The organism is Sphingobacterium sp. UBA7253 (assembly GCF_002472745.1).
In the GTDB taxonomy this organism is placed as follows: domain Bacteria; phylum Bacteroidota; class Bacteroidia; order Sphingobacteriales; family Sphingobacteriaceae; genus Sphingobacterium; species Sphingobacterium siyangense.
Map to the genome: position 1 here is coordinate 14,970 of NZ_DKSP01000077.1, position 14,368 is coordinate 29,337.

11 protein-coding genes are annotated in these 14,368 nt (G+C 40.0%); 7 read left to right on the forward strand and 4 right to left on the reverse strand.

Going from position 1 to position 14,368, the window contains the following annotated elements:
• Positions 1-13 precede the first annotated feature (13 nt).
• Positions 14-1,534 (forward strand): glutamate--tRNA ligase, encoded by a 1,521-nt coding sequence (gene gltX, locus B2X72_RS07585; RefSeq protein ID WP_286848886.1) that lies wholly within the window; start codon positions 14-16, stop codon positions 1,532-1,534.
• 223 nt (positions 1,535-1,757) lie between these two features.
• Here the strand turns inward: gltX and B2X72_RS07590 are convergent, their stop codons facing one another.
• Together B2X72_RS07590 and B2X72_RS07595 are read right to left on the reverse strand one after the other, a co-directional pair.
• Positions 1,758-3,335, reverse strand: coding sequence for an MFS transporter (locus tag B2X72_RS07590; RefSeq protein WP_145329015.1), 1,578 nt, complete (start codon positions 3,333-3,335; stop codon positions 1,758-1,760).
• A gap of 6 nt (positions 3,336-3,341) precedes the next feature.
• Entirely contained in the window at positions 3,342-4,391 is a 1,050-nt protein-coding gene (locus B2X72_RS07595; protein WP_286848889.1) for an HlyD family secretion protein, read from the reverse strand.
• Positions 4,392-4,772: 381 nt separating this feature from the next.
• On the opposite strand from B2X72_RS07595, the gene B2X72_RS07600 reads away from it, so the two are divergent.
• Positions 4,773-5,582, forward strand: coding sequence for an AraC family transcriptional regulator (locus B2X72_RS07600; RefSeq protein WP_075994467.1), 810 nt, complete (start codon positions 4,773-4,775; stop codon positions 5,580-5,582).
• Between the two features lie 9 nt (positions 5,583-5,591).
• Here B2X72_RS07600 and B2X72_RS07605 read toward each other — a convergent pair whose 3' ends face one another.
• Complete coding sequence (locus tag B2X72_RS07605; protein WP_145329017.1) at positions 5,592-8,477, reverse strand: DEAD/DEAH box helicase; 2,886 nt, start codon at positions 8,475-8,477, stop codon at positions 5,592-5,594.
• A gap of 252 nt (positions 8,478-8,729) precedes the next feature.
• Positions 8,730-9,509, reverse strand: a complete 780-nt coding sequence (gene dapF / locus B2X72_RS07610) for a diaminopimelate epimerase (RefSeq protein ID WP_248932669.1) — start codon at positions 9,507-9,509, stop codon at positions 8,730-8,732.
• Positions 9,510-9,739: 230 nt separating this feature from the next.
• Here dapF and B2X72_RS07615 point away from each other — a divergent pair, with 230 nt between their 5' ends.
• The 5 genes from B2X72_RS07615 to B2X72_RS07635 all read left to right on the forward strand — a co-directional run bounded on the left by B2X72_RS07615 (position 9,740) and on the right by B2X72_RS07635 (position 14,327).
• Positions 9,740-11,293, forward strand: coding sequence for a Do family serine endopeptidase (locus B2X72_RS07615; protein ID WP_075994464.1), 1,554 nt, complete (start codon positions 9,740-9,742; stop codon positions 11,291-11,293).
• Between the two features lie 510 nt (positions 11,294-11,803).
• Positions 11,804-12,250 carry a low molecular weight protein-tyrosine-phosphatase gene (locus B2X72_RS07620; RefSeq protein WP_075994463.1) on the forward strand — a complete coding sequence of 149 codons (447 nt, stop codon included), beginning with the start codon at positions 11,804-11,806 and terminating at the stop codon, positions 12,248-12,250.
• 71 nt (positions 12,251-12,321) lie between these two features.
• The gene (locus B2X72_RS07625; RefSeq protein ID WP_075994462.1) at positions 12,322-12,669 is read left to right on the forward strand and encodes a hypothetical protein; all 348 of its coding nucleotides are present in this window, start codon (positions 12,322-12,324) and stop codon (positions 12,667-12,669) included.
• A gap of 58 nt (positions 12,670-12,727) precedes the next feature.
• Positions 12,728-13,486 (forward strand): peptidylprolyl isomerase, encoded by a 759-nt coding sequence (locus tag B2X72_RS07630; RefSeq protein ID WP_286734401.1) that lies wholly within the window; start codon positions 12,728-12,730, stop codon positions 13,484-13,486.
• 73 nt (positions 13,487-13,559) lie between these two features.
• Positions 13,560-14,327, forward strand: coding sequence for an exodeoxyribonuclease III (locus B2X72_RS07635; RefSeq protein ID WP_075994460.1), 768 nt, complete (start codon positions 13,560-13,562; stop codon positions 14,325-14,327).
• Positions 14,328-14,368 lie beyond the last annotated feature (41 nt).

Here is a 14,368-nt window from a genome sequence, read left to right on the forward strand (position 1 = left end):
GTAATTTTGCGCCATGAGTTCAGAAAGAAAAGTAAGAGTGCGTTTTGCACCAAGCCCGACAGGTGGTCTTCACCTTGGTGGGGTACGTACAGCTTTGTTTAATTTTCTCTATGCGCGTCAGCATCAGGGAGATTTTATTTTACGTGTCGAGGATACGGACCAAACTCGTTTTGTCGCAGGTGCTGAGGAATATATCAACGAATGCTTAGCATGGTGTGGTTTGACTCCAGATGAAAGCCCATTAAAAGGAGGCGAGTACGGACCTTACCGTCAAAGTGAGCGAAAACCATCTTACCGGAAATACGCTGAACAGCTGATTGAGAATGGTTATGCTTACTATGCTTTTGACACAGCAGAGGAGCTGGATGAGCAGCGTAAGTTACAGCCTAATTTTCGATATAGTCACGAGAACAGACTTCAATTACGTAATTCATTGAGTTTGTCTGCCGCTGAAACTCAACAATTATTGGATGCGGGCACACCGCACACCATCCGTATAAAGATTCCAACTGATGAAACGGTATCGTTCACTGATATGATCCGTGGAAAGGTTGCTTTTGATACAAATCTTGTCGATGATAAGGTATTGCTTAAGGCAGATGGCATGCCGACTTATCACCTCGCTGTTGTTGTAGATGATAAGGCCATGGAAATATCGCATGTATTCCGTGGTGAAGAGTGGTTGCCTTCGGCACCTATCCACATCTTATTGTGGGAATACCTTGGTTGGGGGGATAGTATGCCAGGCTGGGCGCACCTTCCATTGATCCTTAAACCAGATGGAAACGGTAAACTAAGCAAGCGTGACGGTGATCGTTTGGGTTTCCCTGTTTATGCTATGAACTGGACCGATGCTAAATCTGGCGATACAACAAAAGGATTCCGTGAGATGGGCTTCTTACCCGAGGCTTTTGTCAATATGCTCGGCGTGTTAGGTTGGAATGATGGCACCGAACAGGAGCTTTTCTCCTTAGATGAATTGATTCAGAAATTTGGTGTTGACCGTATCAGTAAAGCCGGTGCGAAATTTGATTTTGAAAAAGCAAAATGGTTCAACCATGAATGGATTAAACGCACGTCGACAGAATCCTTGTTGCCAAAGATCAAAACAGTATTGGAAGATCATCAAGTAGATGCCGATGAAGCTTACGTGAGCAGGGTATTGGATGCTGTGAAAGAGCGTTTAACTTTTGTTGAGGACTTTTGGAGTCAGGCGTCTTTCTTCTTTTTGCAACCTGCGGAATATGATTTGAATGCTGTGAAGCCTAAGTGGACTGCTGAAAAAACAGCATTTTTTGAGGGTATAAACCAGTCATTCGAAGGATTTGATACGTGGAAAGCTGCTGAATTGGAGCCTTTCTTCAAAGATGCGATTCAGGCATCGGGAATGAAAATGGGTGAGCTGATGATGCCATTCCGGATTATGTTGGTAGGCGGTAAATTTGGACCAGATGTCTTTCAGATTGTTGAATTGCTCGGTAAAAACGAGGTCATAGCACGTGTGAAAAAAGCTCTTAAAGAATTTGATGCTTAAATAGATTAAGTACGAGATACCAAAAAGGGGGTGTCTGCATTGATTTGCAAACAGCCCCTTTTTTTGAAAGAACCAGTTTAATTGATGCGTATTGTTTTTATGAAGGCATCAATGAGCTCGTGATACTTGGTTTATTAGGCCGAAAGAATCTTCGGTTCGCTTTCATTGCTGTTACTGCTTGCGAAAGCATGAAAGTTGTATATAGGAGATTTAGCTGCCTCATTTACAAGTATGGGATTCTTAGGCGCATGAAAAGTGTTTTGGCTGGGCCGAATAAAAATATTAGCCCTGTGACCAGCATTCCCAGGATTCCCAGATAAGTAAATATCTCCATGTTACTGATTAGTGATGCTTGCTGACTTAGGGTTCCCGAAATACTTTTGCTTGCAATACGACCTGCTATTTGATCTCCATATATTCCGGTATATTTGTCCATTAATGTATTCCAATAGTTTATTGTCAGTGGGTTGCTTGTATTCAGTGTCTGTTCGAGTTGAATATAATGCTTTTGATTTAGTGTATAGCTGGCATTTTGAATAAGTGCAAATCCGACATTCGTACTCCAAAACCGAACGGTTGTGCCCATGAGGCCTGCATTGCCAGCATGATGGGATTCTACACCTGTCAAAATATAAATAACCAGTGGTGTAAAAAGCCATCCTTGTCCGATTCCTTGAATAAACAAAGGAAGCCCGATTGCCCAGATTGTGGTATCAGGGTAAAATATAGGTACAAATAAAAAACATGAAGTCGCCAATATCAAAAAGCCAAAACCAAAGATATATTTAGGAGATACATCGCGGAGGAGTAAGAATCCTGAACTGCCAACACCCAGTATTGTACCAAGGACATTGATGTACTGTACATCAACAATATAATGCCAGGGCCACTTCCATACGGTAGCCATCACTGTGTATACATTATTGAGACAGCTGCGAATAATATAAAAGAGAAAAAATAGGATAACACCAAAGATCACATTTTTGTATCTGAGGATCTCAAAATGAAACAGCGGTCTTTTGACAATCCGCTGTTTAATGATGAAAAGTGCTCCGAAAATAAGGAAAAGTGCGAAGTTGATGGTGATCTTGGAGCATTCAAACCAATAGTATTTGCGACCATAAATTAAAACGTAGGCCCCGCAGCTCAATGATATCAATAAAAATAGACAGCTGGCCAGATCCAGTTGATAGAGTGGAAACTTTTTACCCAAGCGATTATTGTTGAGTAACAGCAAGGCTATTGCAATCACTATCAAATGCCAATAGAGTACGACATGGATCATATCTTGCCATCCATAGTCCATTATGCTTTCTTTGAGTAAGGATGTCGTTAAAGTTGATCCTGTAAGCATAAAGGTATATAGGAAAAAATAGGCGATCGTTCGGCTTTTGGTATGCTTAATCTGCATCATAAGCAGTGGAAGAAAGCATGCACCTTCCAACACACAGAAAATACCTTCGATCACGCGGAGAATACCAATAAGGAAAGGGTCTCTTGTAAGTGAAATACCGAGTAGAATAAGGATGGAGAGGCTACAGGTCAAGAGTATGTATGTCCTTACCCTAAAAAACGAAAACAGCCGTTGAAATATGAGTAAGGTAACGACAATGGCACCATACATCAAGGATAGAAAATACTGAATATCCTCAGCTTCAATATCCAGTGCCGAAGCGGTAAATGCCGTATTGGAATGGAAGAGCGACATTAGCATGAGATGTGGGAACATCGCTACGATCATTAGCGGGAGTTTTATCCATTCGGGTACCCAGCTGTAGTATAAAGATTTGTTCGTACTCATGGGCGATTAGGATTGATGGGCGGCATGGACAACGACATTCATACCTGCACGTAATTTCTTGAGATCCTGATTTGGATCAAATACAATTTTAATGGGAATCCGTTGCTCAATCTTTACGAAATTTCCGGTTGCATTGTCTTGTGGTATCAGGGCAAATTTGGAACCTGATGCCGGAGAAAATGAGTGGATTATTCCTTTAAAACTGAGTTTGGGAAAAGCGTCGACCTGTATAGTAACGATAGTGCCTTCTGCAAGATTTTCGAGTTGAGTTTCCCTAAAGTTAGCGTTGATCCATTTCTCTTCACTAATGACATTGGCAAGTGTCTGACCTTCCTTTACATATTGTCCTGCTTGGATGGTTCGTTTTCCAACAAAGCCATCATAAGGTGCTGTAACTACGGTATACGAAAGAAAAAGCTGTGCATTTGTTTTTGCGGCCTTTTTAATATTGATATTGGCTCTTGCCGGTAGTTCGCTTGTTTTTTCTTTGTTGGTGTTTAGTTGAGCTGAATTATATTCTTCGATTATAGTGTGCAGTTGTGCCAATGCTATATCATATGCTGCTTTGGCATTATCGTACTGTTGTTGGGTCGCAGCCTCTGCTTCAAATAAATTCTTGAATCGCTTGTAATCCTGTTCGGTCTGCCATACACTTACTTTTGCCGCTTCTAATCTTGCCTTTTGAACAGAAATGCTATTGGCTGTTGCATTGGCTGTTTTGCTGATTACCTCAGCATTGCTCTGGCTACTTTGGAGCTCGGCATTCGCCATATCAACCTTTGTTTGATACTCACTGGCATCTATAATTAATAAGGTATCGCCCCGATGTACATATTGGTTTTCCTCAAATCGTACCTCCTTGATAAAACCAGAAACCCTACTGGCAATAGGTGTCAAGTATTGATCAATTTGTGCGTCATTTGTTGTTACATATTGATTGGTAAAAATAAGGTGTCTGACTAAGACGCCGATACCGGTCAATAATAATAGGCTGGCAAATATGACGAGCATTTTATTAAATCCTTTTGTTTTGTCTTTTTTATCTTCTTTATTCATTGTTATTTTGATTGCGTAATTTTAATAGTCTGCTTTATGTGTTTATAGTGTGTCAACACAGGCGAACTGTGTACTTTTAGCATCATCTAAATTTACAGTTGAGCCTTTTTATTTGATCCGATGTTGTAGGAGACTTTTAAAAATTTAATTAAAGTCCGTTGTGCCAGTATTCAGTTCCGCTTATGATGTACTCGGAGTAGCAATTTTTCTGTTTTTGTATGTTACTTAATCAGGGTTACCCGGAATACGAGCAAACTTCCTCTGAGAGCATGAGCATATGGCTGTACAAAGATACTGTGGAATAGAAACGTTTTGTTTTGTATAGTCGGACGGATATATGTTCATTTGCGCCATGTTGTAGGAAAAGTGTAATTTTAAGTTATGGAAGAGGAAAAACTTGTAGCTATTGATGCTGACCAATATGATTTTTATGTAGACCATATGTATGTCGATCGTATCGATTCTCGTGAGTACAAACATAAAAAGGCGCGGCTGCTCTATGCTGACGGTGGTATTATTCATGTGTTTACAACAACAAAGCACTGGTATTTGCCAGCAAGGTTTTATATGTGGATTCCGGCAAATACAACTTATCATCTGGAAAGTACAAGCTCTCGTATTCCGCTATATAGTTTTTATTTCAAGGAGAAGCAGCATATGCCGTCCGTACTTTCAACGCCAAATATATTTCTAAGCAATGATCTGGTGCGTGAAATGTTTTTATTTGCTCAGGATTGGAGCGGAGGGATCAGCAAAACGGCTGATTATTCAAAGTACTGTCTCTTGCGTGCGATGATGGCGATTATTCCGGATACGAGTTCACCAATAGATGCTTTTCCGATGCAGCATCCTTATCCTAAAAGTGAAAAACTCAGGAGCGTAGCGAGATATCTAAATAGCAATATTGATCAAGCATTTACCATTGAACAGGTTGCTGTGCGCTTTGGTATGAGCAGCCGCTCGTTGTCACGGTTGTTTAAAGAAGATATGGGGATTAGTTATATCCGTTTTTTAAGAGCCATACGAATTGCGAAAGCCCTGGAACTGATGTCTGAGAATAGCTATTCCATTCTAGAAATAGCCATGCGTGTAGGGTACAATGAGCTGTCTTCTTTTAGCAATATTTTTACGCGTGTAACGGGTATCCGTCCATCGATATATATGGCGAAGATTAATGAATATAAACAGTAATGTTTTTATTTAGGCCAAAAGTTCCTGCAAATCTTCCTGTGATAGTGACTTGATGAAGCTTTCTTCTGTCGTGATCAGGCTTTGTGCAATCGACTTCTTTTTATTCTGTAAAGCTAATATCTTTTCTTCGACGGTATCTTTACTGATAAATTTATAGATAAACACGTTGCGCGTTTGACCGATGCGGTGTGAACGGTCTACAGCCTGTTGTTCCACAGCTGGATTCCACCACGGATCCAGAATAAAAACATAGTCAGCTTCAATCAGATTGAGTCCCACCCCACCTGCTTTTATCGATATAAGGAATAACTTGGTATCGTTGTTTTTACGAAATTGGCTGACGGCTTCATCCCGATTCTTTGTGCCGCCATCCAGGTAGGCATAATTTGTTCCTTTATGATCGAAATACTGACGGAAAATATTGAGCTGTTTTACGAATTGGGAGAAAATCAGCACTTTGTTGCCTCTTCGCATGACCATCTCAAGCGTTTCAATGACAGCTTCAAACTTGCCGGAATCACCCGAGAATTTCTCATCCACCATTCTGGGATGATTGGCTAATTGTCGGAGCTTTGTCAGGCCTTGCAACAACGCAATTTGCGTAGATTTAGGCTTGCTGTCCAATTGTCCGTCAAGAATTGCATTGCGATATTCAGATTTGACTTTTTCGTACAACTCGGATTGTTTTTCAGTCATTTCACAATAAAGGATCTGTTCAGTTTTTGGCGGTAATTCTGTTGCCACCTGATCTTTTGTACGTCTTAATATAAATGGTTTGACAATCGCTTGAAGACGCTGTGCTTTTTCTTCATCTTTTTTCTTTTCTATGGGCTGTACAAATTCCTTTTGAAAATAAGTATAGCTGCCTAGTAGTCCTGGATTGGTGAAGTGCATCTGTGCCCAAAGATCCGAAACGGAATTTTCTACAGGAGTTCCACTCAAAGCCAATTTGTTTTTGCTTTTTAGGCTTTTGATGGCTTTAAACGATTTGGAAGTTGGGTTTTTGATATTCTGGCTCTCATCGAGGATAATGTAATTAAAATAAAAGCTACTCAAGGTTTCTTCGTCAATACGGGCAATTCCGTAGGTGGTAATTACCAAATCATATTTGTCGAAAAGAGTAGCATCTTTGATGCGATTGTTTCCGGTATGAAGGTGGATATTAAGCTGTGGGGCAAATTGCTGCGCTTCTTTCTGCCAGTTGTATACCAATGATGTTGGCAACACCAAAAGTGAGGTACGGATATCCTGTTCGTCTTGGAGTTGTTCTTTCTGCTGTTGCAATAGGGCTAAAGTCTGTATGGTTTTACCCAAACCCATATCATCTGCAAGACAGCCGCCAAATTTATACTGCTTCAAAAAATTAAACCAATTGTATCCTGCTTTTTGGTATGGGCGAAGATTTCCCTTGAAATGTTTTGGTTCGGGAATATCAGCAATCTCTTCAAAGTTGGCTAAATTCTGTAGTTTTCGTGTAAATACCAGCTGTGTATGCTCACTAATTTCAAAGAGTAGACCAATATGTACCTTATTTAGTTTGAGCTCATGCCGATCTGCAGAAAACTGGAAGAGATGATTGTATTTTGCAAACCATTCATCCGGAATCATGGCAATTTCTCCATTCGGTAAGGTAAATTCCTTAATGTTATTAAGAATATGATTGCGCAGCTGGATAAATGGGATCTCATAGGGACCAAATTTTGCGATAGCGCTGATATCAAACCAATCATTGTCTTCATCAATGGAGATATCTAAGGAGGTGTGCCCTATGAAGAAGCGTTTTTCTTCACTATTTTGTATAATGTGGAATCCTAGAGTCTCAAGTTGTTCTTGATGGTTGTTCATCCAGTCAAATACTGAAAGCCGTTTTCCATTATGGGTAGTTGGCGTTAATAAACCGAGTTGGAGGTCGACATCCTGTAGCCCCAATTTTTTTAAGCTTTCATGTTGTTGTTCTTCCCATTGCAAAGATCGTTTTACACGGTGGAATATATATTGATCATCTTTCTCATTATATTCCATACGAACAGTAACTTTATTCTCGGCTCCTGCGGTAAAGGTGTGCGGCCCGTACTTGAATTGCAGTTGTAATTGCGATGCCCCGTCTTCAATATAAATCAAATGGAGGAGTGGAATTGCTTGGTGTTGGTGGGTTTGAATTTCAAATCCTTCGGCATAGACATGATAGCGTTCAATCAGCCCACATACAAAGGTTTCGAAATATTTTTTTTCGGTACTTCTACCGACAGAAATGTAACGTTTATTTAGGAAAGGGCTGAGTTTCTTGCCCTCAAGTGCCTGATCGAAATAATATAGGGTATTGTTTAGAAGTAACCATGCTTGTACATTGGTCAAGACAATGGCATTTTTGAACATAAACTCCAGACGCTGATTTTCGTATTTGATTGTCGGGAAATAACGTGTTTCTTCTTCGTTTCGTCGAAAATGAAATAGAATCGATGCCGCGGAGGTTGCCAATTTAATTTCTTGATCTGCTGGATAACCATCTTTGCTCATCATGAAAAGCGGTTTGTCTCCAACAGCTTCAAAAAATTGGATCATTTTTTCATCAATTTTAGGACGAAGAAGCTCATGTAGCTTTTTATCGAAAACTTTGGAAAAGAAATCGACAGGTCTAATTGCTTTTTTGTAGTATTTTTTAATGAGGTGAGTTTGTTCGATTTCATCGAGCAATCGAATTAGTTTGTAATCTAATTCATCCAATTCAGCGGCGTAAGCATCTACAGTATTGCTAAATATACGTTGATAGCGTAGTGAGTAAGTCCCATTGGGATTGAGTTTGACCATGTGTGGCTCAATAAGATAGCCAAGATAGGGGTGCTCACATATAGAATAAACGATTTTATATACTGGAAATGACTTTGACTGTTGCATTAAAAATAGCGGACCTTATAAATAAAGGTTTCTAATATACAATAAAATATACCATTAATCGCAATTTGCGCGTTGAAATTTTAAAAATCGATTCTAAGGGATAGCTAGTTAAGATCTCGTACTAACCTTCATTATGAGGTTGTGCACAGGTGTCGTTAAATATCAAGGGGCGTAGGCCCTATTTCACGGCTTGATTTGCTTGGACTGAAAATTTGGGTTGCAATTAGCCTTGATCGCTATAGGAGTAAAAATCTAATAGTTCCCTTCAAAGACAAACTGTGCCGGCCCTTTTAAGAACACCTCTGAGAAATGGGAGCCTTTCTTATGGAAGGAGATATACAGCTGTCCTCCTAATACTCGGATAGGAATATTGATATCACCTTCTAAATTTTGCTGCAAGGCGACAGCCATGGCCGCGGCAGTTGCTCCAGTGCCGCAGGCATAGGTTTCATCTTCAACACCGCGCTCAAATGTACGGAGGAAATAACCATCTCCTTCAGCTTCAATGAAATTTACATTGATGCCTTCTTTTCCATAAGTAGCGTTATTGCGAATGGCGTAGCCATCTTGAAAGACATTCTTATCTTGCAGATTTTTTACAAACTCAACATAATGTGGAGAACCTGTTTGTAACAGATAGGCTTCTCCATCACGGGTAAAATCGGTTACATCGATCATCTGGAGATTGACAAGGTCTGCTGATAAAGAGGCATGGTGTATGCCATCTACTGCCAAAAAGACAGTTCTGTCAGTAATAATGCCTAAGTCGCGTGCAAAAGCGACGATACAACGCCCCCCATTACCACACATGCTGCCTTCTCTACCGTCGGCATTATAATAAATCATCTCAAAATCGTAATTTTCTGTGGTTTGTAAGAGCATTAGACCATCGGCACCAATGCCAAACCGGCGGTTACAGAGCTTTTCTACCAATGCTTCATCTGCGCGGTCAAATGCTTTGTTGCGATTGTCTACTAAAATGAAGTCATTGCCTGCTCCCTGATATTTTGAAAATCTTACTTTTGATGCCATTACGTTGATTTGTAGTAACAAAAGTACGTTTTTTTGTTACAAAAAAACGGAGAAAAGTTAAGATTTGTTAAAATGATTACATTTGTCTAGTAATTAACATTTTTTAACGTGCCGGATTTTCCGAAGGCTTCGAAATGGTATTACATTTGAACATATCCGAATAAAATCGGTAATTTTAAGAGCAAAAATTATCAGCTTATATTAAGACATTTTAAAATAAAAATAAGTTTATGAATAAGGTCGGTTTAACGCTATTAACGGCTGTTTTCGGTGGAGCGGTAGCATTAGGTGGTTACAAGCTTATTGAGAATAAGAAGTTTGATGGTAAGTCTTTCGAAGACAAACAAAAAGTTTATTTTGCGAACAACCCAGTAGGAGCCATGTCTTCGACAGGTAATCCTGATTTTACCCAGGCTGCTGCTGCCGTTTCTCCGGGCGTAGTACATATCAAAACAACGTACACGCGTAAGGGATCTCAGGAATCACAGGGTTCTCCATTCGATATGTTTGAGGAGTTTTTTGGCATGCCACAGGGTGGCGGACGTCGTCAGATGCAGTCCCAGCCTATACAAGCATCCGGATCAGGTGTAATTATTTCAGATGATGGTTATATTGTAACCAACAATCACGTGGTGGAAGATGCAGATAAAATTGAAGTGGTACTAACAGACAAGCGTACGTTTGAAGCTAAATTAATTGGCCGGGATCCAAATACAGATATTGCTCTGTTAAAGGTTGCTGGAAAAGGCCTTCCTGTTGTTAAATTAGGTAATTCAGATAATGTTAATGTTGGTGAATGGGTATTGGCTTTTGGTTATCCACTTGGATTGCAATCTACTGTAACAGCAGGTATCGTTAGTGCTACTGGCCGTGATATTGGTATCTTAAGAGAAGGTCAGCAACAACGCGGTAATCCTTTTGGAGGAAATACGAATCAGCCTCTAGCAAGTTCGGCTATTGAATCCTTTATCCAAACTGATGCAGTTATTAATAAGGGGAATAGCGGTGGAGCCTTGACAAATGCTGCTGGTGAATTGATTGGTATTAACTCTGCTATTGCATCTCCAACAGGTGTGTATGCGGGGTATGGTTTTGCAATTCCTGTGAACTTAGTGAAAAAAATTGCTGATGACTTTGTGGAATTTGGGAATGTAAAACGAGGTTATATTGGTATTAATTACCAACCAGTCACGTCTGAGTTAGCTAAAGAAAGAGGTATTACGGACGTGAACGGGCTATTTGTCGAAGATGTTGTAGCTGGTGGTGCAGCAGAAGCTGCCGGTATCAAAAAAGGAGATATCTTGACTAAAATTAATGGCAAAGTAATTACAGGATCGCCAGTTTTAGGAGAGACAATAGGTCGTCTGCGTCCTGGTGATAAAGTGAATATCACCTACAAACGTGATGGTAAGGAAAAACAAGTGTCGTTGACGTTAAAAGGCGAAGAATCCTTAAAGACTGCAAGCGCTAGCGGAAAAGCTTCTAAAAGTGCAACGGAGATTTACAATAAATTAGGAGCAAGCTTTATTCCTGCTTCTGCTCAGAAGAAAAAGGAACTGGGTGTAAACTCTGGAGTTGTTGTAACTCAGGTGAACCGTGGTGGTATCTTTGATTATTTCGGTGTAGAGCGTGGACTGGTCATTACAGAGGTGAATGGAAAAGCGGTCAATACAGTAGATGATGTTGAAGCTGCTCTCGGCGCAACACAACGCAATATTGTACGATTGAAAGGTGTATCTCCGCAAGGTGGTGCTGTTCAATTGAGCTTCCCGGTAGAATATTAAACATTGAATTAAGAATTGGTTGATTAATATAGTTTAGGTGGTTCTAGCCGTAAGGTTAGGCCACCTTTTTTATGCTTTGTGTATTGATCGTGTTTTTCATAAAGGTATCATTCGGCTCGTTATGCTTGGTTTATTGAAAAGTGTTTAGTCTCATTGGCCTCATTTAACTTGGTTATTGGACAGCAAAGGTCTCCAGTCTTTTTTCATTACTGTTGGTAGACACATAATCAGAAGGATTTTATAGGAAAGCTACGGCACTTGGTAAGAAGTAAGTCAATTTTAAGCCGGTTGTTTCCTTAATCATTTTAGTTTAGCTATTTTGCGGAATTAAGTGCCGAAATAGCTCCAGCGCTTTTTATGCTGGGACTTTCTGGCTTTGTGATTTATTTCAATATTGCTATTGACAAGCATGAAAGCCTGATTATGTCGGCTAATGGCGTTCTTTGCGCCGTTTAGTTTGGACCGTAGCGTGGTATGGCTACTCTTTGATAGCTTTTAAAAATTATAGAGATGAAGATTTTAATGGTTTGTTTGGGAAACATCTGTCGTTCTCCCCTTGCACATGGTATATTGAAACAAAAAGCAGCAGATAATCAATTAAACTGGGTCGTTGAATCGGCGGGTACAGGTGACTGGCACATAGGTGAAGCACCCGATCGTAGAGCTATTGCAATTGCAAAGAAGTATGGTGTCGATATTTCCGGTCAGCGGGCACGGCATTTCAAACCGCAATTTTTTTCCGAATACGATCTTATATTTGTAATGGATAGACAAAACTATGCAGATGTATGCGCTCAGGTGATTGATAAGGAAGATCTGCACAAAGTTAAATTGTTTTTGGGAGATGATGTTGTTCCTGATCCGTATTTTGATGATAATTTGTTCGATCCCGTGTTTCAGATGATTGATCAACGTTGTGCAGAGGTTATTGCCAAAGGCGGGAATCCAACAGCATAACTATATTTATCTGTGCGTTAATTTGCTTGCAAATCATCGTAAATTTATCTTAGTTTGTTTAAAACAAAAAAATGAAGGCAGCAGAAGTAAACAAGAAGTGGAACATCCTACAGGATGAAATTGCTTCGCTATTCGATATGGAAAAGCCTGACATCAAGGTTTGTTTATTCCTTATTGGTGTTCAGGAATTGGGCAAAGGTGCCCAAAAATTCTCAAAACGAGAAAAAGAAGAGTTGATGCACATTGCGACGTGTCGTCTTTTCAGTGCTATGGGATTTTATAATCTGAAAGGTCTGGATGAAGAAGGGTGGCCACATTGGGAATTGGTAAAACCTATTCCTAACTATACTCTTTTGGAGCAAGAACTGATTATGAAGTCCTTGATCATAAATTATTTTGAAGAGTTAAACGTTATCTAAAAGATAACACAATTGAAAAAAGAGGAAGTTCTAAATGGGAACATATAATTATTAACAGATGAGATTTTTAAAGGCTAGTTTAATAGCAGTATTCTGCTTTTTGCAGGTTTTGGCATTTGCGGCTAAACCCGAGTTTAAATATGTACAGATCGTTACTGATAAGGGGACCTGTGTGCTGCGGTTGTACAATGAGACACCAAAACATCGGGATAACTTCGTGAAATTAGCAAAAAGTAAATACTACGATGGAACCTTGTTCCATCGCGTCATCCAGAATTTTATGATCCAGGGAGGCGATCCTGACTCAAGAAATGCAGTTGGAGGAGCGCAGCTGGGTAATGGAGGACCAGGGTATACCATTCCTGCAGAGATTCAGGACGGTTTGTTCCATAAAAAAGGGACCATTGGAGCGGCTAGGGATAACAACCCCGCAAAAGCTTCTTCGGGTTCTCAGTTTTATCTTGTTCAGGGAAAGGTATTCACACCTGAAGATCTTAATCGTTTGGAGCAAACACGGATGAATGGTAAGAAATTTTCGGAAGTACAGCGTCAGGCTTACACGACTATTGGTGGTGCACCTCATTTGGATTGGAATTATACTGTATTTGGTGAGTTGGTCAAGGGAGTGGATGTTATCGATCAGATTGCAGCTGTGAAAACAGATAAGCACGATAGACCAGAAGTCGACCAAAAGATGAACATGCATGTACTAACGCGGCGAGAAGCGTTAAACTTAGAGCGGGAACTAAAAGGTCTAAAACCTCAGACTGGTATCTTTTCTAAAATCGGTGATCTGTTCTCTTCTAAGGATTATTAATGTTTTTATGAAGTCGTAAATCAGGGATTGAAGCGCTTTTTTTCCTATTATTTAGAATCTCAATACTCAAAAAATGAAAATAGTAACCTATAATGTGAATGGTTTACGTGCAGCCTTGAAGAAAGATTGGTTAGGCTGGTTGAAAACTGTAAATGCGGATGTCATATGTCTTCAGGAGATTAAAGCTACACCGGATCAGATTCCCGAAATTGCTTTGTTGGAGCAGATGGGCTATGAGCATTACTGGTATCCAGCTCAAAAGAAGGGCTATAGCGGAGTCGCCTTGTTTACGCGGATCACACCTAAGCATATTGAGTATGGTTGCGGCCATGAAGATTATGATTTTGAAGGACGTATTATCCGTGCTGATTTTGATCAGGTCTCCGTGATGAGTACCTATTTCCCATCAGGTACAACAGGAGATGTGAGACAGGATTTTAAATACCGTTTTTTGGAGGATTTTCAGTCATATAGCGATAAGCTTTTGATCGAAAAACCGAATTTGGTCGTTTGTGGTGATTATAATATTTGTCACCGTGCCATCGATATTCACAATCCAAAATCAAATGCAAATTCTTCGGGATTTCTTCCGGAAGAGCGCGAATGGATGGAGAATTTTATTAATTCGGGTTATATTGACTCTTTCCGCCATTTAAACCCTGATCCACACCACTACAGTTGGTGGAGCTATCGCGCAGGGGCTCGTGCAAAGAATTTGGGCTGGCGTATTGATTATAATATGGTTTCAAAACCTTTGGCGGAACAAATCAAATCGTCCAGTATAATGCCGGATGCGGTACATTCCGATCATTGCCCGGTATTGCTGGAGCTTGCTATCTAATCATTAGATGACATTTCATAAAAAAGGCTTTCATACGTATG

Excerpts from the sequence above, each read along its gene's own strand:
- B2X72_RS07615 (WP_075994464.1), top strand. The coding sequence starts at position 9,740 with ATGAATAAGGTCGGTTTAACGCTATTAACGGCTGTTTTCGGTGGAGCG.
- gltX (WP_286848886.1), top strand. The coding sequence starts at position 14 with ATGAGTTCAGAAAGAAAAGTAAGAGTGCGTTTTGCACCAAGCCCGACA.
- B2X72_RS07620 (WP_075994463.1), top strand. The coding sequence starts at position 11,804 with ATGAAGATTTTAATGGTTTGTTTGGGAAACATCTGTCGTTCTCCCCTT.
- B2X72_RS07605 (WP_145329017.1), bottom strand. The coding sequence starts at position 8,477 with ATGCAACAGTCAAAGTCATTTCCAGTATATAAAATCGTTTATTCTATA.
- B2X72_RS07625 (WP_075994462.1), top strand. The coding sequence starts at position 12,322 with ATGAAGGCAGCAGAAGTAAACAAGAAGTGGAACATCCTACAGGATGAA.
- B2X72_RS07590 (WP_145329015.1), bottom strand. The coding sequence starts at position 3,335 with ATGAGTACGAACAAATCTTTATACTACAGCTGGGTACCCGAATGGATA.
- B2X72_RS07630 (WP_286734401.1), top strand. The coding sequence starts at position 12,728 with ATGAGATTTTTAAAGGCTAGTTTAATAGCAGTATTCTGCTTTTTGCAG.
- dapF (WP_248932669.1), bottom strand. The coding sequence starts at position 9,509 with ATGGCATCAAAAGTAAGATTTTCAAAATATCAGGGAGCAGGCAATGAC.
- B2X72_RS07595 (WP_286848889.1), bottom strand. The coding sequence starts at position 4,391 with ATGAATAAAGAAGATAAAAAAGACAAAACAAAAGGATTTAATAAAATG.
- B2X72_RS07635 (WP_075994460.1), top strand. The coding sequence starts at position 13,560 with ATGAAAATAGTAACCTATAATGTGAATGGTTTACGTGCAGCCTTGAAG.
- B2X72_RS07600 (WP_075994467.1), top strand. The coding sequence starts at position 4,773 with ATGGAAGAGGAAAAACTTGTAGCTATTGATGCTGACCAATATGATTTT.